The organism is Novosphingobium sp. 9 (genome assembly GCF_025340265.1).
GTDB lineage: Bacteria > Pseudomonadota > Alphaproteobacteria > Sphingomonadales > Sphingomonadaceae > Novosphingobium.
The window spans coordinates 1,033,654-1,050,546 of the sequence record NZ_CP022708.1; the positions used below are offsets into that span (position 1 = coordinate 1,033,654).

Below are 16,893 nucleotides of genomic sequence, written 5' to 3' on the forward strand. Positions count from 1 at the left end.
CTCGCGCCTATGTATATCGAGACCGAAACCACGCCGAATCCTGCCACGCTGAAATTCCTGCCCGGCCAGCAGGTAATGCCTGCAGGCACGCGCGAGTTCCTTGATCCCGAGGATGCTACTGCATCGCCGCTTGCTGAAGCACTGTTCGGCCTTGGCGACGTGATCGGCGTGTTCTTCGGGCAGTCGTTCATCGCGGTGACGGCCGCGCCCGGCGTTGAGTGGAGCGGCCTCAAGCCGCAAGTCGTCTCTATCCTGCTGGATCATTTCGTTTCGCAGGCCCCGCTGTTCGCGGGCGGCGACGCCTCGGGCTTCTCGGTTCCGCCTGAGGACGAGGATTTCGGTGATGACCCTGCCGATGCCGATATCGTCGCGCAGATCCGGGACCTGATCGAGACCCGCGTGCGCCCGGCCGTCGCCAACGATGGCGGCGACATCACCTACCGCGGCTTTCGCGAAGGGATCGTCTATCTCTCGATGCAGGGGGCCTGCTCCGGCTGCCCCTCGTCGAGCGCGACGCTCAAGCACGGCATCGAGAGCCTGCTGAAGCATTATGTTCCCGAAGTCACCGAGGTCCGCGCTGCCTGACGTGAGCGTGACTGGAACCTCCTGCGCGCAAGCTTTTCCGGCGCAGCGCACGCTGGTGGTCGACAGTGCCACCGAAGCCTGTTCGGTCGCGCTTCTTGACGAAGACGGCACCCTGCTCGCGGGCGATTGGCGAATGCTGGGGCGCGGCCATGCCGAGAGCCTCGTGCCCATGATCGCAGCGCTGCCCGACAACGGGCGTGCGGATCGCATTGCCGTCGCACTTGGCCCCGGCAGCTTTACCGGCGTGCGCGTCGGCCTTGCTGCCGCCCGCGCGCTGGCGCTGGCATGGCACGCGGATATCGTCGGCTATTCGACGCTCGACATGATCGCGGCAATGGCAGCGGCAGAACGCCCCGGCCTGCCGCTCGCGGTAGCCATGACCGGCGGCCATGGCGAATGGTTCGTCCAGACCTACGACGCGGATAGCGCGATAGATATGCCGCTCTCCTCGCTGCACCCCGAACAGGCGGTCGAGACCTGCCCGCAGTCGCTGATTGCCGGCAGCCAGGCGCAAGCCCTGCTCGCCAGACGTGTGCCTGCGACCGGCGGCGAGGCGCTGGTCCTGTGGCCCGATGCCAGACGCTTTGCGCTACTCTCGCCGATGGCCCTGACCATGGATGTCACCCCGATCTACGGCCGCGCACCCGATGCGCTGCTGCCCGGCGGGATAAAACCCGCGAGCGCCGCATGATCGACGACGTAGATCGGATCATGGCGGTCATGCAGGCCGCCTTCGACCCGCTCTACGGCGAAGCCTGGAACCGGCGACAGGTGGAAGATTCGCTGTCGCTCGGCCATTGCCATTACGGGGTTATCGCTGCCGAAGGTCTACCCTGCGCCGGAGATGTTCCCGCAGCCGGTTTCTTCATGTCGCGCAATGCCTTCCACGAGGAAGAACTGCTGCTGCTTGCAGTAAAACCTGAATTTCGACGTTATGGACTGGGGCGTAAGCTTCTGGATACATTACGCCGGGATGCCGGCGCACGCGGCGCACAGCGCCTGCTGCTGGAAATGCGTCGGGGAAACCCCGCTGAAGCACTGTATGCAGCCTTCGGTTTCTACAAGATCGGCGAGCGCCCGAATTATTACCGCACGTCGGAAGGTGACAGGCTGGATGCCATTACCTTCGCATGTGACATTTCCTGAGTGCGCTTGCGTAACACTGTCGACCGTCAATTCTTGTCGCAACGCAATGCACAGTATCATTTTTGACTAATACATGTTGATACTTGCACAATTGCGACAACTGGTTCAATGGTGAAACCACAACGCCGATGAAGCGTTGAGTCATCCTGCACAGACAGGTCGCCAAAGGACAGACAAATGGACATCATTCAGAACGACATGAGCGAAACGCTCATCACCCTGACGTCGGATATCGTCGCCGCGCATGTCAGCAACAATTCGGTTTCGGTCGACGACCTTCCTTCGCTGATCTCCAACGTCTACGGCGCCCTCGCCGGCCTTGGCACGACTGTCACGGTCGAAGAAGAAAAGCCTGAGCCCGCCGTTTCGGTACGCGCGTCGGTCAAGCCCGACTACATCGTCTGTCTGGAAGACGGCAAGAAGCTCAAGATGCTCAAGCGCCACCTGATGACGCACTACAACATGACCCCGGAAGAGTATCGCGTGCGCTGGAACCTGCCCGCAGACTATCCGATGGTCGCCCCCAACTACGCCGAGAAGCGCCGCGAGCTGGCCAAGAAGATCGGCCTGGGTCGCAAGCCCAACGTGCGTCGCGGTCGCAAGCCCAAGGCTGCCGCCTGATAGATCGCCCGACCGGGGAGCGGCGACCATCGCCTCTCCCCGGTCGATTCCTTAACGCCTGACAGCTGCCCTGCCTGACTCTGCCGTCACCGGCACCCATGACACCGGATACCCACTGCGAACCGCCCGCAAGAGGCGATGGACAGTTGAGATCGACGACAGACGCTCCTAAGTAGATGCGACTGCCATTCTCAAATACAGGTCCCCAGTGAACCAACCGATCGATCTTGAAGCCCTCTGCGCCGAACGCGGACTTCGCATCACCGAACAGCGCCGCGTGATCGCTCGGGTTCTCTCGGAGAGCACCGACCATCCCGACGTCGAGAAACTGCACGAGCGCGCCATGGCGCTCGATCCCGGCATCTCGATCGCCACTGTCTATCGCACCGTGCGCCTGTTCGAGGAGGCGGGCATCCTTGACCGTCACGATTTCGGCGATGGCCGAGCCCGCTACGAAGCGGCGCCCGAGGCGCATCACGATCACATGATCGACGTCGAAAGCGGCGCCGTCATCGAATTCGTCGATCCCGAACTCGAACAGCTCCAGCGCGATATCGCCGAAAAGCTAGGCTTCCGTCTCGTTGATCACCGCATGGAGCTCTACGGCGTACGGCTCGACCGCGAGGATGCAGACAAGCGCAAGTGATCGGATGAAGGATACTGCTCCGGCGGCCGTACCCTGGCGGGGGTGGCCGCTGGTGATCTTGCGCATTGCCGCGCTCGGCGCCCTGCTACCCCTCGCCGTCGTCGCCTACTATATCGCGACACCTCTCGTGCGCCGCAATCCGGTGCCGCGCGCGTTTCTCGCCAGCGTCGGCGCAATCTGCGGGCTGCGCATCGAGGTGTTCGGCGAGGAAGTCTCCGGTCCACGGGTACTTCTGGCAAATCACGTCAGCTGGCTGGATATCCTGGCTTTGGCTCGCACCAGCGGCGCGGCCTTTGTCGCGCATGACGGGCTTGCCGACTTCCGCCCCTTGCGCAAGCTGTGCGAGATGAACCGGACAGTCTTCGTGGCCCGGCACGAACGCGCAGGCGTCGCCGGGCAGGTCGCGCAGATCCGCAGCGCCATCGCCCGGAATGAAGCCCTCGCCATCTTTCCCGAAGGCACGACCAGCGAGATCCTGCTGCCTTTCAAGTCCTCGCTGCTCTCGGCACTGGAAGGCGATGCATGCGCGGAAACCGCGATCCAGCCGGTATGCCTCGATTACGAGGGCGATCTGCCCAAAGTTGCATGGACCGGCACCGAATCGGGCCTTCGCAATGCGCTGCGCATACTCGCGCGCTGGCGACCGGTACGCCTGACGGTGCATTTCCTGAAGCCGCTGGAGGCAACGCAGCGCAGCTCCCGCAAGACCATGGCCTTCACCACCCAGAGCGCCATCGCCGGGACGATCGCCCGATTACGATAGCGCTCCGAGCCGTGTTCGCTGCGATCAGCGGGTAACGTTGTAGGCCAACTGGTCGTTGTTGAGCTGGAAACCCAGCAGAACCTCGAAGGTCGCAGTGGCAACGGCCGCCTTCACCTTGGGGTCGGTCAGAGGATCGACCGCCGCATCGGCATCGCCAGCCTTGCGCTTTTCGGTGATCTTGGCGCGAATGTCCTCGGGCAGCGTGGCAGCCGCGCGATCGACATAAGCCGTGCCCTGTCCCGTCGCGGTAGCGCGCGCGGCACCGTCGGCGAAGTTGAGCGTCACCTGACCGACGCGCTTGGACACGACCGACGTACCGCCCTGCAGAACCGAGAAATAATACGGCAGCGTCACCTGGCGCGCACCGTGCGTATCACGACGGATCGCCTCGACCTTGAAGGTCACCTGAGAATTGACCTTCGGCGTCACCGAGGCCTCGTCGCACGTCGAGCGCACATCGGTCATCGTGGCGACCAGATCGAGATTCGATTCGGTCTTGGGGCCTGCCGGATCGCGGAACAGCGTCATGTCGCCGGTATAGTCGGGAATGCCGACAGCCGGACAATGGCTGCGCACAGCGGTGATGCCCACGCCCGAATCCACCACGATTTCGCCCTTCTTCGCGCAGCCGCTCAGCAGCGTCGCCGTGGCGGCGGTGGTCATGGCAATGGCAGTCAGGCGCCGTGCATTCATCGTCAGATCCTCAAGGTTCGCTTGTGCTTGCCCTAGCGGCGCGCGCGCCAAAGCGCTAGAGGCGCATTCATGAACGCGTCCTTTCCGACTTCGAACCCGGTTTCGACCGACACCGCGGCCACAGGCACGGCCAAGATCCCGCTGCGGCTGATGATTGCCGCCCCGCGCGGCTTCTGCGCCGGGGTGGACCGCGCCATCGAGATCGTCGAACGCGCGATCGACCGCTACGGCGCACCGGTCTACGTCCGCCATGAGATCGTCCACAACAAGTACGTGGTCGACAGCCTGAAGGCCAAGGGCGCGATCTTCGTCGAGGAACTGGACGAAGTGCCCGATGGCGTGCCGGTTATCTTCAGCGCCCACGGCGTGCCCAAGTCGGTGCCTGCCGCCGCGACCGAGCGCGGCCTCGAATGGCTCGATGCCACCTGCCCGCTGGTCAGCAAGGTTCACCGCCAGGCCGAGCGCCAGGTCGAGGCCGGGCGCCACATCCTGTTCATCGGCCATGCCGGACACCCCGAAGTTATCGGCACATTCGGACAGGTGCCCGAAGGCGGCATGACGCTGGTTGAAACCGTGGCAGACGTCGCCGGTCTGAACTTCCCGGCGGACGCGCAGCTTTCCTATCTGTCGCAGACCACGCTCTCGGTCGACGACACCGCAGATATCATCGCCGCCATCCGCGAGCGCTTCCCCGAAGTGCGCGTGCCCAAGGCCGAGGACATCTGCTACGCCACCTCGAACCGACAGGCCGCCGTCAAGCAGATCGCGCCCGACTGCGATCTGGTGCTGGTGATCGGCTCGCCCAAGAGCTCCAACTCGCTGCGCCTTGTCGAAGTGGCCGAGCGTTCGGGCTCGGTCGGGCGGATGATCCAGCGCGCCAGCGAGATCGAGCCGGAATGGCTCGACGGCGTGGCGACCGTGGGCGTCACCGCAGGTGCCTCGGCGCCCGAGGAACTGGTCAACGAAGTGCTCGCCCGCCTGCGCGAACTGCGCGCGGTCGAGGCCGAGGAGATCGTCACCGCACAGGAGCGGATGACCTTCAAGCTGCCGCGCCAGCTGACGGAGTAAGCAGCATGGCCGTCTATACCCGCCTCGGCGCCGAAGACCTCGGCGCGCTGATCGAGCGTTTCGCGGTCGGCACACTGACCTCAGCCAAGGGCATTGCCGAGGGCGTATCGAATTCCAACTGGCTGATCGAGACCGATGACGCGGGCACCTCGCGCCGCTTCATCCTGACCGTCTACGAAAGCCGGACCGACACGGCAGAGCTGCCGTTCTTCCTCGACCTGCTCGATTACCTCGCCGCCGCAGGGTGCCCGGTGCCGCGCACGATCCACGACCGCGAGGGCGCCAGCCACTTGTGGATCGAGGCACCCGACGGCCGCAAGCCGCTGGCGCTGATCGAGTTCCTTCCCGGCGTCTCGGTTAGCGAGCCGACCTCCGAACAGGCCCGCGCGGTCGGCGGCGCGCTGGCGCAGTTGCACCTTGCCGCCGCCAGCTTCGAGGGCGCACGCGTCAACACACTGGGCCCGGTGGCATGGCGCGAACTGCTCGATGCCTGCACCCGGCAGGGACTCGATTCGATCGACCCCGATCTCGGCGCGCTGGTTGCCCGCGAACTGGCAGCGCTCGAACGCGGCTGGCCCGAACATCTGCCGCGCGGGATCGTCCATGCCGACCTGTTCCCCGACAACGTGCTGATGCTGGGCGATAGCGTCACCGGCCTTATCGACTTCTACTTCGCCTGCACCGACCTCCTCGCCTACGACGTGGTCGTCACGCACGCGGCGTGGTGTTTCAGCGACGACGGGCGCGAGTTCTACCCTGCGCTCTCCGCCGCGCTGATCGAGGGTTACGAGGCGGTGCGTCCGCTCTCCGCAGAGGAACGCGCGGCGCTGCCGCTGCTGGCGCAGGGGGCCGCGCTGCGGTTCCTGTCGACCCGCGCCTATGACTGGCTCAACACGCCTGCCGATGCGCTGGTGACGCCCAAGGACCCGATGGCCTTCGCGCGCCGTCTGGAATTCTACGCCGATTCCGCAAACGCAGGAATCTTTGCATGAAGAAGATCGACATTTTCACGGACGGCGCCTGCAAGGGCAATCCCGGCCCCGGCGGCTGGGGCGTGCTGCTGCGCATGGGCGAGCACGAGAAGGAAATGTCCGGAGGCGAAGCGGATACCACCAACAACCGCATGGAAATGACTGCAACGATCAAGGCGCTCAACGCCCTGACCGAGCCGTGCGATGTGACGCTCCACACCGACAGCAAGTACGTGATCGACGGCATCACCAAGTGGGTTCACGGCTGGAAGAAGAAGGGCTGGGTCAATGCCAGCAAGCAGCCGGTGCGCAATGCCGACCTGTGGCACGACCTGATCGAGGCCGCAGGACGCCACAAGGTCGACTGGCAATGGGTGCGCGGCCACAACGGCCACGTCGAGAACGAGCGCGTGGACAAGCTGGCCAGCGACGCCGCGCTGGCGGCAGCGAAGATGTCGCGTCCGGCATAAGATGTCGATAGGTTATGGATCGGACTGATGTTTGATCTGTAACCACTTGAAATACAATAATATTGCGATATGGATCGCATAATTTGGCGGCGTCACCTCAAAAGGCTCCCGTCACCTAAAAATAATTTCGGGTCACCTGAATCCAAATCCGTTCTTCTTACGCTCCCACTTTCTGGATGATATTCTCATCCAGAAATCGCAGCCAGCTAAGTCGTCGGCGAACGTGGGGAGAAAGCCCGGCTCATTCTCTACCCCTGTCTCATAGCCTACCTAGCTGCACTGAGGCAGAAAATCCAATTATCTCAGTATACAAATTGTCCAGACCACCGCTCGTTAGTCCAGTATCAGATACCTAGAACCTAACATTCAGCTGCGTGCGAATGCCGTCATATTCGTAATACGGCCCTGATAAGAAACGATTACGAAAATAGCTGAGTTGCAGCCAGGCATTGTGATCGAGGCCAATCAGCCCTTCCAGCGCCAACACAGTACGATTGGTGCCGCCGGGATTGTAATCGCCCTCGGTAAAGGCGGCGATGACGGAATCCGTTTCCAGGCGCCGATAGGATCCCGTGACCTGCCACTGCCCGAATTCGGACACGTTGGGATCACCAATCGTGATGGCGCCCATCCAGGCCTTGTTGCCATTGGGCTGCGTGAGCAACGGCAACGCTTCCAGCGCGCTGCGATCATAGGCCAGATTGACGGCATAGTCGAAGGCGCCTGAAATCGCATAGCGATTGCCAAGACGCTGCGACACGGCGCCAAGGACTTCGGCAATCCGAAAAGACGAAGCGACGCCGGGCAATACCCTGTTCGCCAGAGGGTCAAGGTCGACAAGGGTATTGCCGACGCCCAGCACGGTCGAGGCCGTGGCAGAATTACCGACGACGCCGCGATAATGGCTCCAGTCGTAATAGGTTACCGCAAGCCGCAGGTGCGTGCTGGAAGACAGCGGCACACCAGCCACGCCGACCTGCCCGGCATATACGAAGCGGTCAGGCGTAGTGCCCGCATTTTCCTGAAGATAGAAGACAGCGCCGGTCGCGAAGACATACCCGGAGTTCAGCTTGCGCCTGAACGAGGCGGCAAACCCTTCTGGATTGACATCGCCATCCCACAGCAAATTCGTCGTGTAGAACGGGTTCGGCATGCGCCCGCCAGTCACGACGATATCCTTCGTCGGCTTCCACTGAAGATAGGCACGATCGATCCCCACACCGTCGCGATTGAAAAAATCGCCATAAGTCTGGTCGGTGGAGGTCGGCTCGGTCAGATTTCCCGCCGCCAGACGGATCACGGCGGTAAAATGATCGTCGACCCGAGCGGTGAAGCTGAGCCGCGCGCGATACCGCAGGCGCGCCCGGTCGTTGTTGGGCAGGTAATTGGTGACCGGAACAGCGGAACCACCCGTCGAAAGGCCCGCCCAGTTCGGAATCGTCGCGGAACTTTTATTATTGAAGTACTCGCCCTGCCAGCGAAGACGAATATCGCCGTCGATGCGGATGCGATCGGCCCAACTCTGGTCCTGCATGGCGAAGGCCGCGTTACGGACCACCGGCGCAGAGGGATCGACCGAAGGATCGCGATTGTTCGGAAAGGCATAGGCCTGCGGCGGCGCGGCCTCGACCGGGCGCGGCGCTTCGGGCTGGCGGATCGCGCTCTGATTTTCGACCGCAGCCATGCTGGGACGTGCTGGCTGTGCCGCAGGCGGTCCACTGGGCGCCTGCGCAACCGTCGCAGCGACAGGTGCTGCCGCAACGGCCTGCTTCAGCCCATCCGCCTTTGCCTGGGTAATGATGCCCTCGCTGACCAATAGGGCGATAAGGGCATCGACCTTGCCGTCTTCCGCTGATCTTGAAGCGGTTCTGTCGGATGCCGTGCCCGGCGCTGTCGGGCTCGACGTCAAAACTTGAGCCTGCGTTTCGGCTGGCAGCGCACAAAGCGCCGCCAAGGCCGTCACCACCAAACCTGCATCTGCCCTCATGTATCCTCTCCTCACTTTTACAAGGGTCTTTTGCCCTTCTTGAAGACCGTCGAAATTTACCGCTCCTTCGCATCCTCCATCGTAGCGACGCGAAGGGCGTTGGTGGCGCCCGAGCGACCGAAGGGCGTTCCTGCGACCACCACGAAGGCATCGTCACCCTTCGCACCCACCATCCTGCGACAGATGCTTGCGGCCTCTGCCACCGCATCGTTCATCCGTTCGACCGCATCCACGACGGCGGCCTCCACACCCCAGACCAGCGCGAGACGGCGCGCCACAGTGGAAAGCGGGGTGGCTGCCAGCAACGGGGCTGCGGGGCGATGCCGTGCGATGCGAAGCGCGGTTGTGCCGCTCTGGGTGTAAGCGACAATCGCCTTTGCAGGGATCGTGTCCGCGACATGGCGGGCCGATGAGGCGATGGCCTCCGCAGCCGACTGATCCGGCGGCAGGCGCCGTTCACCGGTCCGGCTCTGCCAGTCCGAACTGTTCTCCACGCGGGCGAGGATACGGCTCATGATGCTCACCGCCTCCTCCGGATACTGGCCTGCCGCAGTCTCCGCCGACAGCATCACCGCATCGGCACCGTCGAACACGGCAGTCGCGACGTCGGACGCTTCTGCGCGGGTCGGCGTCGGGGCGCTGATCATGCTTTCGAGCATCTGCGTCGCGACAATCACCGGGCGGCCAAGGCGATTGCACAAGGCCACCACCTCCTTCTGCACCAGCGGCACATCCTCTGGCGGCAGTTCGACCCCAAGATCGCCACGCGCGACCATGATGCCATCGGAGGCTTCGACGATCGCCTCGATGTCCGTGACGGCCTGCGGCTTCTCGATCTTGGAGACAATCCAGGCACGATCACCGATCAGTTCGCGTGCCTCAAGCACGTCCCTCACCGTCTGCACGAACGACAGGCCGACGAAATCCACGTTATGCTCAAGCGCAAAGGCCAGATCGCGCCGGTCCTTTTCTGTCAGCGCCGGGATCGGCAGGATCATGTCGGGGACGTTCACGCCCTTGCGATCCGACAGGCGGCCGCCGACGAGCACTTCGGTATCGAGATAGCCGTCGCCCACGCGCTTGACGCCAAGGCGGATCTTTCCATCGTCCAGCAGCAGGCGTGTGCCGGGCGTCGCGGCCTCAATGATCTCGGGATGCGGCAGTCGAACACGCTCCAGGTCACCCGGAATATCGCGCATATCGAGCCGAAGCATCTTGCCGCGTTCCAGATTGATATAGCCGCCCCGGATAGTTCCGATGCGAAGCTTCGGGCCCTGGATGTCGGCCAGAACGCCGATCGGGCGGCGATACTTCGCTTCGAGTTCACGCAGCGTCTTGAGGCGGGCGGCGTGATCGGCATGATCGCCGTGGCTGAAGTTCAGGCGGAAAACGTCCACACCGGCACGAAACAGCGATTCGATGACCGCAGGGGCCGTGCTTGCCGGGCCCAGAGTGGCGACGATCTTGGTGCAACGATTACGAAAGATGGGTTCTATGCGTGGCAAGGTCAGGCTACCAGAATTGCGCGAAAGTCGTTGACGTTCGTCATGGTGGGTCCGGTCAGGACCAAATCGCCGATGGCGTCGAAGTAGGTGTAGCTGTCGTGTTCGGCCAGAAAGGCGCGGGCATCGAGGCCCGCTTCCCTTCCCCGCTCCAGAGTATCGGGCGTAGTGATGGAACCCGCCGCATCTTCGGTGCCGTCGATGCCGTCGGTATCGCCGGACAGTGCCCAGACGCCATCCATGCCGGACAGCGCCAGTGCCAGCGCAAGCTGGAATTCGGTATTGCGCCCGCCGCGGCCGGCACCGCCAGCACCGATTGTCACCGTGGTCTCGCCACCGGACAGCAGCACCGCAGGCGCGGCGACGGGAACGCCATGCTCCCGCACAGAGCGCGCAATTCCGGCCATGACGATCCCGGCCTCGCGGGCTTCACCCTCGATGGCATCGCCAAGGACCAGCACATTGATTCCCGCCGCACGCGCGACATCCGCGGCGTGGGCCAGCGACAATGCAGGCGCCGCGACCATTCGGATATCCTCCGCGATCTCACCCGGCTTGGGCGTTTCCGCACCGGAATCGATCACCGCCTGCGCCGATGCGGGCAAGACGATGGAGCGCCGCGCCAGAATGGCACGCACATCATCGATAGTGCTCGTATCGGCAACGGTCGGCCCGGATGCGATAGAGCCCGGATCGTCTCCTGGAATATCCGAGATCACCAGCGAAACGACCCGCGCGGGCGCGGCAGCAGCAGCCAGACGTCCGCCCTTGATGGCCGAGAGATGCTTGCGAACCGTGTTCATCTCCTGGATCGTGGCACCGCTTGCCAGCAGTTGACGGTTGATCTCCTGCTTGTCGGCCAGCGTGATGCCGGGCGCGGGAAACACCATCAGCGCAGAACCGCCTCCGGAAATGAGCGCCAGCACCAGATCGTCCGGTTCCAGTCCCTGGACCATAGCAAGGATACGATGCGCAGCCTCTTCGCTGCGCGCATCCGGGACAGGGTGCGATGCCTCGATGATCTCGATCCGGCCTGCGGGAACGGCATAGCCGTCACGCGTGACGACCAGACCGGTCAGTTCCACATCCGGCCATGCCGCATCCACGGCGGCAGCCATCGCAGCGGAGGCCTTACCGGCCCCGATCACCACGCACCGCCCCTTGGGCTTAGTCGGGAGAAGAGGCGCGATGGCCCCGCCCGGAGCAGCGCGTTCAACGGCAGCCTCGAACAATTGCCTGAGCAATGCACGGGCAGACGTATCGGTGATGGGACCGGGGGCCATGGTCAGCTGTTCCGGCCGCTGATGGCGGCGATCACGGCTGCCGTGACTTCCTTGGTTGTGGCAGTGCCACCGACATCGGGGGTCAGCACTCCGTCTGCGCACACCTGCTCGACCGCAGTCATCAGACGCGCCGCAGCTTCACCCTCACCCAGATAATCGAGCATCTGCGCAGCGGTCCAGAAGGTTGCGACCGGATTGGCGATACCCTTGCCGGTGATGTCGAACGCCGATCCATGGATGGGCTCGAACATCGACGGATAGCGGCCTTCCGGATCGATGTTGCCGGTGGGAGCAACGCCCAGCGACCCTGCCAGCGCGCCGGCCAGATCGGACAGGATGTCTGCATGCAGATTGGTGGCAACGATAGTGTCGAGGCTCTTGGGATTGAGCGTCATGCGCACGGTCATCGCATCGACCAGCATCTTGTCCCAGGTGACGTCCGGGAAGTCCTGCGAGACTTCGGCGGCGATCTCGTCCCACATCACCATGCCGTGACGCTGCGCGTTCGACTTGGTGACAACGGTCAGCAGCTTGCGAGGGCGCGACTGGGCCAGCTTGAACGCGTAGCGCATGATCCGCTCCACCCCGACGCGGGTGAAGATCGCCACTTCGGTGGCGACTTCCTCGGGAAGTCCACGGTGCGCACGACCGCCCACGCCCGAATATTCGCCTTCCGAATTCTCGCGCACGATCACCCAGTCCAGATCGCCGGGCTCGCAATCGCGCAGTGGCGACTTGATGCCCGGAAGGATCTTGGTGGGGCGGACATTGGCGTACTGGTCGAAGCCTTGGCAGATCGGCAGACGAAGGCCCCACAGCGTGATGTGATCCGGCACGTCCGGCGCGCCTACGGCACCGAAATAGATCGCATCGAACGGCTTGAGCTGTTCCGGACCATTGGCCGGCATCATCTCGCCGTGCTTCTTGTAATAGTCCGAACCCCAGTCGAAAGTCGTAATATCGAACTTCAGGTCACCATCACGCTGTGCGAGAGCTTCGAGAACCTCGACACCAGCATCGATAACTTCGGGACCAATACCATCAGCAGGAATGGCAGCGATTTTATAATGACGCATTTTCTTGAACTCCAGACTTCAATATCGAAATTATTTTACCGACGGAGTGGCAGTCGTGGCCGCTGCCGCTTTCTTCTGGGTGCGGGAAAGGATCAGAATCAGAACCGCTGACAGCATCACACAGGCTGCGACGAAATAGAGGCCGCCTGCAAAACTGCCCGTCTCGTCCTTGATCCAGCCGATGATCGCAGGACCGGCGAAACCACCGAGGTTGCCGATCGAATTGATCGCCGCGATACCGGCGGCGGCACTCGAACCGCCCAGGAACATCGTCGGCATCGACCACAAGGGCGGCTTGGCCGAAGAGATGCCGATATTGACGATAATCAGGGCTGCAACGACGGCAACCAGCGTCGTCGACTGCGCTGCGAACGCCAGACCGCCAACGGCGACAAGGCAGGCAAGAACCACATGCCAGGTCCGCTCTCCGGTGCGATCCGAATGACGGGCCCATATCACCATTCCCACGACCGCGATCACGGCCGGGAGGGCATTCACGAACCCGGTATCGAAGGACGATAGTCCAAACGACCGGATAATCTGCGGTGACCAGATCCCCAGCGTGTACAAACCGGCCGAGGTGCCGAAATACACCAGCGCCAGGGCAAGAACACGCAAGTCCGCAAGCGCCTTGAGCGGGTTGTGCGAGCCCTTCGACGGAACCCGCGTAGCCTCTTCAGCCGTCATCGTGGCGACCAGCCATTCCCGCTCGTCCTCAGCCAGCCATTTGGCTTGCGCAGGGCGATCCGTGAGGAAGAAAAATGTCACCACGCCGAGAATAACAGCCGGGACAGCCTCGATCAGGAACATCCACTGCCACCCGGCAAGGCCCGCCATACCGTGCATCTGAAGAAGTGCTCCGGAAATTGGCGACCCGAGGGCTGTTGAAATCGGCGCGGCAGCCATGAACAAAGCCGTCACCGACGCACGATTCTTCGCAGGAAACCAGTAGCTTAGATAAAGAATGATGCCAGGAAAGAAACCAGCCTCAGCCACACCCAGCAAGAATCGCAGAATGTAGAAGCTGGTTTCTCCTTTTACAAAGGCCATGCCTCCAGAGACGAGCCCCCAGGTGACCATGACTCGTGCTATCCAGAGCCTTGCACCCACCTTATGAAGAATAAGATTTGATGGAACCTCAAACAGAAAGTATCCTACAAAAAAAATTCCTGCTCCAAATCCAAATACGGTTGATGAGAAACCGAGATCTTTGTTCATCTCTAATGATGCAAAGCCAAGATTAACCCTATCCAAGAATGCAACGAAATACATAATCATGATATAGGGAACAAGGCGCCAGGAAATGCGCGCAACAGTGCGTTTTTCAACGTCAAGCACTATCCACTTCCTCTTCCATTTATATAATATCGCTGATCAGCCGTTCCGCTGACGTGAAGAGTGTTTACGTAGAATCCATCTTGAGTCGCAATCTTCATTGTATTATATATTAAAAGTATATTATTGAGGTGGTGATATGGAATTGCGACAGCTTCGCTGTTTCCTGGCAGCATCGGACACTTTGCACTTCGGCAAGGCTGCGCTGGAGCTGGGCATTCTTCCCGCCGTCCTTGGGCGGCAAATACAGATGCTGGAATCGGAACTGCGCGTTCGCCTGTTCGCGCGCTCCACTCGGCAAGTCACACTGACGGATGCCGGCAAGAAACTACTGCCGCGGGCTCGTGATCTGGTTTCCGACGCGGACGACATAGTCCTGCACTTGCGTGAACTGGCCGTTTCAAACCCCAGATTGCTACGCGTTGGCGCAATAGACAGCGCCGCATCTGGCCTAATTCCAAAACTTCTTCAGGACATTCACCAAGAGTTTCCGGAAATAGAAGTCATTCTGGTAGAAGACAAAACCATTCGCCTGCTCCCTCAACTCATAAGCGGAGCGCTGGATATAGCTCTCGTCCGGCCGCCGGAGCGATTTGACAGGAGCCTGCAGGCAAAAATGCTACTTCAAGAGCATCCCATTCTCGCATTGCCTGTCGATCACGCTTTGGCTTCACTCGATATTGTCCCGATGAGCGCACTTGCCGGTGTGCCGATGATCCTTCCAAATCGACGCGCTCGCCCCCACAGCCATGATCTGGCCGTTAAACTGTTCGAAGAGGCCGGCGTCACCATGACGGTCGGGCAAGAGGCCGAAGAGAAGCACACCATTCTACGCATGGTGTCGGCTGGCATCGGCGCCGCGATTGTTCCCCGGTGGAGCGCCACCAGTAACGAGCAAGGCGTGATCTATCGAACGCTGGCCCTTTCGACGCGCAGCATCACTTTGCCGCTCGCCGCCATGTGGCTGCAAGGCGACCAGAACCGCCTTGTCGATGCGCTTATGGCGACGCTCGAAGGCAATCTTGATAGATATGCCTCAACTGCTTGATGCAAGTAGGAAAATGCAAATTTATTTACATTTAATATATAATAAATAGCCAATTGAAGGCCGGGACCTTTGGCTTAATTCCCCGATGCGGACGCGATGCAATGCCCTCGTCTCAAGCGATCGGAGAATTCAATGACCAGAACCGTCCTCATCACCGGCGCCACGTCCGGCATCGGCGCCGCCGCCGCGCGTCGTTTCGTCTCGGAGGGATGGAAGGTGGTGGGCACCGGTCGCCGCAAGGATCGTCTGGATGCCCTCGCCAGCGAACTGCCGGAAGGTACGTTCTATGGTGCCGCATTCGATGTCTGCGACCGTTCGTCGACCGAAGCCGCGCTGAATGCCCTGCCCGCTGAATTTGCAGACATCGATGTTCTGTTGAACAATGCCGGACTGGCGCTGGGCACGGTTCCCGCTCAACAGGCCAGCGTGGAAGACTGGCAGCTGATGATCGAAACGAACATCACCGCCCTCGTTTCGATCACCCATCGCCTGCTTCCCCGGCTGATCGAGCGCAAGGGCATGATCATAAACCTGTCCTCTACGGCGGCTACCTATCCCTACACGGGCGGCAACGTCTACGCCGGGACCAAGGCGTTCGTTCACCAGTTCAGCCTCGGCCTGCGTTCGGATCTGCACGGCACGGGCGTGCGCGTCACCTCGATCGAGCCCGGCATGGTCGAGACCGAGTTCACCGTGGTTCGCACGAAGGGCAACAAGGCGGCCTCGGACGACCTCTATGCCGGATCGCACCCGCTGACCGGCGATGACATTGCCGACATGATCTACTGGACTGCCAGCCTTCCCCCGCACGTCAACATCAATACGCTGGAGACCATGCCCGTCAGCCAGTCCTTTGCGGGCTTTCAGGTCGCGCGCGACCTCTGACGCGATCTCTGAAAGGAAAGTTCATGCCTGAAATCGTCGTTCACGCCGTATCCGGCCGTAGCCCAGCGCAGAAGAAGGCGCTGATGAAAGCCATCACTGATGCCGTCGTCACCCACTTCGAAGTCCCTGTCGACAACGTGATCGTGCAGATCGTTGAATCTGCCGCCGACAGCAAGGCACGCGGCGGCGTCCCCTATTGCGAGCGCTGATCTCCCCAATCGTGTTTGACTGTTCCCCAACCGGAAGGCCCCTAGCAATGTCTGGCAAGTTTTCGCTCACCCTGATGGCCGCCGCCGCCAGCCTTGGTACCCTTGTGACCGCAGCCCATGCCCAGTCGGTATCGTCGGCCCATGTCGACGTGCTGGCCAAGAGTACGAAATCGTGGAACGGGAAGCGCTACACCGCCTACCCCAAAGGCCAGCCTGAGCTCACCATGCTCAAGATGACCATCCCTGCGAATACCGCCCTGCCCTGGCACAAGCACCCCTACCCGAACGCCGGGTACGTCCTGCAGGGCCAGTTGACCATCGAGGACCGGGCGAGCGGCAAGAAAGAGACTTTCCACACCGGACAGGCTTTCACAGAATCGGTCGATGACGTCCATCGCGGCGTCAGCGGCCCGACGCCGACCATTCTGATTATCACGTACTCCGGCACGCCCGGCGTGCCGACGTTCAAGGCCGAGCCCGGCCAGAAACCCGAATACTGACGAGTTAGGCTCCCGGCATGGTTGCACCCTGCGACGATGCCGGGGCTGATCGTACCAGCACACAAACCGCGCAGGACCGCGCCTTCAGAGCGCCCTAGAGGAGAC

General features: G+C 61.9%; 19 protein-coding genes. 13 read left to right on the top strand and 6 right to left on the bottom strand.

Going from position 1 to position 16,893, the window contains the following annotated elements; all coding sequences use genetic code 11:
- Nucleotides 1-9: 9 nt before the first annotated feature.
- From CI805_RS19240 to CI805_RS19265, 6 genes are all read left to right on the top strand, one after another.
- The gene (locus CI805_RS19240; protein WP_260928302.1) at nt 10-585 is read left to right on the top strand and encodes a NifU family protein; all 576 of its coding nucleotides are present in this window, start codon (nt 10-12) and stop codon (nt 583-585) included.
- A gap of 7 nt (nt 586-592) precedes the next feature.
- Nucleotides 593-1,276 (top strand): tRNA (adenosine(37)-N6)-threonylcarbamoyltransferase complex dimerization subunit type 1 TsaB, encoded by a 684-nt coding sequence (gene tsaB, locus CI805_RS19245; protein WP_260928303.1) that lies wholly within the window; start codon nt 593-595, stop codon nt 1,274-1,276.
- Nucleotides 1,273-1,731 (top strand): GNAT family N-acetyltransferase, encoded by a 459-nt coding sequence (locus CI805_RS19250; RefSeq protein ID WP_260928304.1) that lies wholly within the window; start codon nt 1,273-1,275, stop codon nt 1,729-1,731. The genes tsaB and CI805_RS19250 overlap by 4 nt, the downstream gene beginning before the upstream one ends.
- 177 nt (nt 1,732-1,908) lie before the next feature.
- Nucleotides 1,909-2,352: a MucR family transcriptional regulator gene (locus CI805_RS19255; protein WP_260928305.1), complete on the top strand. Its 444-nt coding sequence runs from the start codon at nt 1,909-1,911 to the stop codon at nt 2,350-2,352.
- A gap of 208 nt (nt 2,353-2,560) precedes the next feature.
- A complete protein-coding gene (locus CI805_RS19260) occupies nt 2,561-2,998 on the top strand; it encodes a Fur family transcriptional regulator (RefSeq protein WP_260928306.1) in 438 nt (145 codons plus the stop codon).
- A 4-nt stretch (nt 2,999-3,002) separates the two neighbouring features.
- Nucleotides 3,003-3,761: a lysophospholipid acyltransferase family protein gene (locus tag CI805_RS19265; RefSeq protein WP_260928307.1), complete on the top strand. Its 759-nt coding sequence runs from the start codon at nt 3,003-3,005 to the stop codon at nt 3,759-3,761.
- A gap of 24 nt (nt 3,762-3,785) precedes the next feature.
- Here the strand turns inward: CI805_RS19265 and CI805_RS19270 are convergent, their stop codons facing one another.
- The gene (locus CI805_RS19270) at nt 3,786-4,454 is read right to left on the bottom strand and encodes a hypothetical protein (RefSeq protein ID WP_260928308.1); all 669 of its coding nucleotides are present in this window, start codon (nt 4,452-4,454) and stop codon (nt 3,786-3,788) included.
- A 69-nt stretch (nt 4,455-4,523) separates the two neighbouring features.
- Here CI805_RS19270 and ispH point away from each other — a divergent pair, with 69 nt between their 5' ends.
- From ispH to rnhA, 3 genes are read left to right on the top strand one after another with little or no spacing between them, the layout of a single operon-like run.
- Nucleotides 4,524-5,522 (top strand): 4-hydroxy-3-methylbut-2-enyl diphosphate reductase, encoded by a 999-nt coding sequence (gene ispH / locus CI805_RS19275; RefSeq protein ID WP_260928309.1) that lies wholly within the window; start codon nt 4,524-4,526, stop codon nt 5,520-5,522.
- A gap of 5 nt (nt 5,523-5,527) precedes the next feature.
- Nucleotides 5,528-6,514, top strand: coding sequence for a homoserine kinase (gene thrB / locus CI805_RS19280; RefSeq protein ID WP_260928311.1), 987 nt, complete (start codon nt 5,528-5,530; stop codon nt 6,512-6,514).
- On the top strand, nt 6,511-6,963 hold the full coding sequence (rnhA, locus tag CI805_RS19285) for a ribonuclease HI (protein ID WP_260928315.1): 453 nt from the start codon (nt 6,511-6,513) through the stop codon (nt 6,961-6,963). Before thrB ends, rnhA begins: the two co-directional genes overlap by 4 nt.
- 352 nt (nt 6,964-7,315) lie before the next feature.
- On the opposite strand, the gene CI805_RS19290 is transcribed toward rnhA, so the two are convergent.
- The 5 genes from CI805_RS19290 to CI805_RS19310 are packed head-to-tail and all read right to left on the bottom strand — an operon-like array spanning nt 7,316 to nt 14,149.
- Nucleotides 7,316-8,950: a putative porin gene (locus CI805_RS19290; RefSeq protein ID WP_260928316.1), complete on the bottom strand. Its 1,635-nt coding sequence runs from the start codon at nt 8,948-8,950 to the stop codon at nt 7,316-7,318.
- 56 nt (nt 8,951-9,006) lie between these two features.
- Nucleotides 9,007-10,455 carry a pyruvate kinase gene (gene pyk / locus CI805_RS19295; protein WP_260928317.1) on the bottom strand — a complete coding sequence of 483 codons (1,449 nt, stop codon included), beginning with the start codon at nt 10,453-10,455 and terminating at the stop codon, nt 9,007-9,009.
- 2 nt (nt 10,456-10,457) lie between these two features.
- A complete protein-coding gene (locus tag CI805_RS19300) occupies nt 10,458-11,735 on the bottom strand; it encodes a glycerate kinase (protein ID WP_260928319.1) in 1,278 nt (425 codons plus the stop codon).
- 2 nt (nt 11,736-11,737) lie between these two features.
- The gene (locus tag CI805_RS19305) at nt 11,738-12,811 is read right to left on the bottom strand and encodes a tartrate dehydrogenase (protein WP_260928322.1); all 1,074 of its coding nucleotides are present in this window, start codon (nt 12,809-12,811) and stop codon (nt 11,738-11,740) included.
- A 30-nt stretch (nt 12,812-12,841) separates the two neighbouring features.
- Complete coding sequence (locus tag CI805_RS19310) at nt 12,842-14,149, bottom strand: MFS transporter (RefSeq protein ID WP_260928324.1); 1,308 nt, start codon at nt 14,147-14,149, stop codon at nt 12,842-12,844.
- 136 nt (nt 14,150-14,285) lie between these two features.
- Here CI805_RS19310 and CI805_RS19315 point away from each other — a divergent pair, with 136 nt between their 5' ends.
- The 4 genes from CI805_RS19315 (at nt 14,286) to CI805_RS19330 (ending at nt 16,788) form a co-directional block, all read left to right on the top strand.
- Nucleotides 14,286-15,194, top strand: coding sequence for a LysR family transcriptional regulator (locus CI805_RS19315; RefSeq protein ID WP_260928325.1), 909 nt, complete (start codon nt 14,286-14,288; stop codon nt 15,192-15,194).
- Nucleotides 15,195-15,326: 132 nt separating this feature from the next.
- Nucleotides 15,327-16,079 carry an SDR family NAD(P)-dependent oxidoreductase gene (locus CI805_RS19320; RefSeq protein ID WP_260928326.1) on the top strand — a complete coding sequence of 251 codons (753 nt, stop codon included), beginning with the start codon at nt 15,327-15,329 and terminating at the stop codon, nt 16,077-16,079.
- Nucleotides 16,080-16,102: 23 nt separating this feature from the next.
- The gene (locus CI805_RS19325) at nt 16,103-16,288 is read left to right on the top strand and encodes a tautomerase family protein (protein WP_260928328.1); all 186 of its coding nucleotides are present in this window, start codon (nt 16,103-16,105) and stop codon (nt 16,286-16,288) included.
- Nucleotides 16,289-16,335: 47 nt separating this feature from the next.
- Nucleotides 16,336-16,788, top strand: coding sequence for a cupin domain-containing protein (locus CI805_RS19330; protein ID WP_260928330.1), 453 nt, complete (start codon nt 16,336-16,338; stop codon nt 16,786-16,788).
- Nucleotides 16,789-16,893: the final 105 nt, after the last annotated feature.

Bases quoted from the DNA above. Each gene is read 5' to 3' on its own strand.
- CI805_RS19325 (WP_260928328.1), top strand. From the start codon at position 16,103: ATGCCTGAAATCGTCGTTCACGCCGTATCCGGCCGTAGCCCAGCGCAG.
- CI805_RS19250 (WP_260928304.1), top strand. From the start codon at position 1,273: ATGATCGACGACGTAGATCGGATCATGGCGGTCATGCAGGCCGCCTTC.
- CI805_RS19305 (WP_260928322.1), bottom strand. From the start codon at position 12,811: ATGCGTCATTATAAAATCGCTGCCATTCCTGCTGATGGTATTGGTCCC.
- CI805_RS19240 (WP_260928302.1), top strand. From the start codon at position 10: ATGTATATCGAGACCGAAACCACGCCGAATCCTGCCACGCTGAAATTC.
- CI805_RS19315 (WP_260928325.1), top strand. From the start codon at position 14,286: ATGGAATTGCGACAGCTTCGCTGTTTCCTGGCAGCATCGGACACTTTG.
- CI805_RS19270 (WP_260928308.1), bottom strand. From the start codon at position 4,454: ATGAATGCACGGCGCCTGACTGCCATTGCCATGACCACCGCCGCCACG.
- rnhA (WP_260928315.1), top strand. From the start codon at position 6,511: ATGAAGAAGATCGACATTTTCACGGACGGCGCCTGCAAGGGCAATCCC.
- CI805_RS19300 (WP_260928319.1), bottom strand. From the start codon at position 11,735: ATGGCCCCCGGTCCCATCACCGATACGTCTGCCCGTGCATTGCTCAGG.
- CI805_RS19290 (WP_260928316.1), bottom strand. From the start codon at position 8,950: ATGAGGGCAGATGCAGGTTTGGTGGTGACGGCCTTGGCGGCGCTTTGT.
- CI805_RS19265 (WP_260928307.1), top strand. From the start codon at position 3,003: ATGAAGGATACTGCTCCGGCGGCCGTACCCTGGCGGGGGTGGCCGCTG.
- CI805_RS19330 (WP_260928330.1), top strand. From the start codon at position 16,336: ATGTCTGGCAAGTTTTCGCTCACCCTGATGGCCGCCGCCGCCAGCCTT.
- CI805_RS19255 (WP_260928305.1), top strand. From the start codon at position 1,909: ATGGACATCATTCAGAACGACATGAGCGAAACGCTCATCACCCTGACG.
- ispH (WP_260928309.1), top strand. From the start codon at position 4,524: ATGAACGCGTCCTTTCCGACTTCGAACCCGGTTTCGACCGACACCGCG.
- thrB (WP_260928311.1), top strand. From the start codon at position 5,528: ATGGCCGTCTATACCCGCCTCGGCGCCGAAGACCTCGGCGCGCTGATC.
- CI805_RS19320 (WP_260928326.1), top strand. From the start codon at position 15,327: ATGACCAGAACCGTCCTCATCACCGGCGCCACGTCCGGCATCGGCGCC.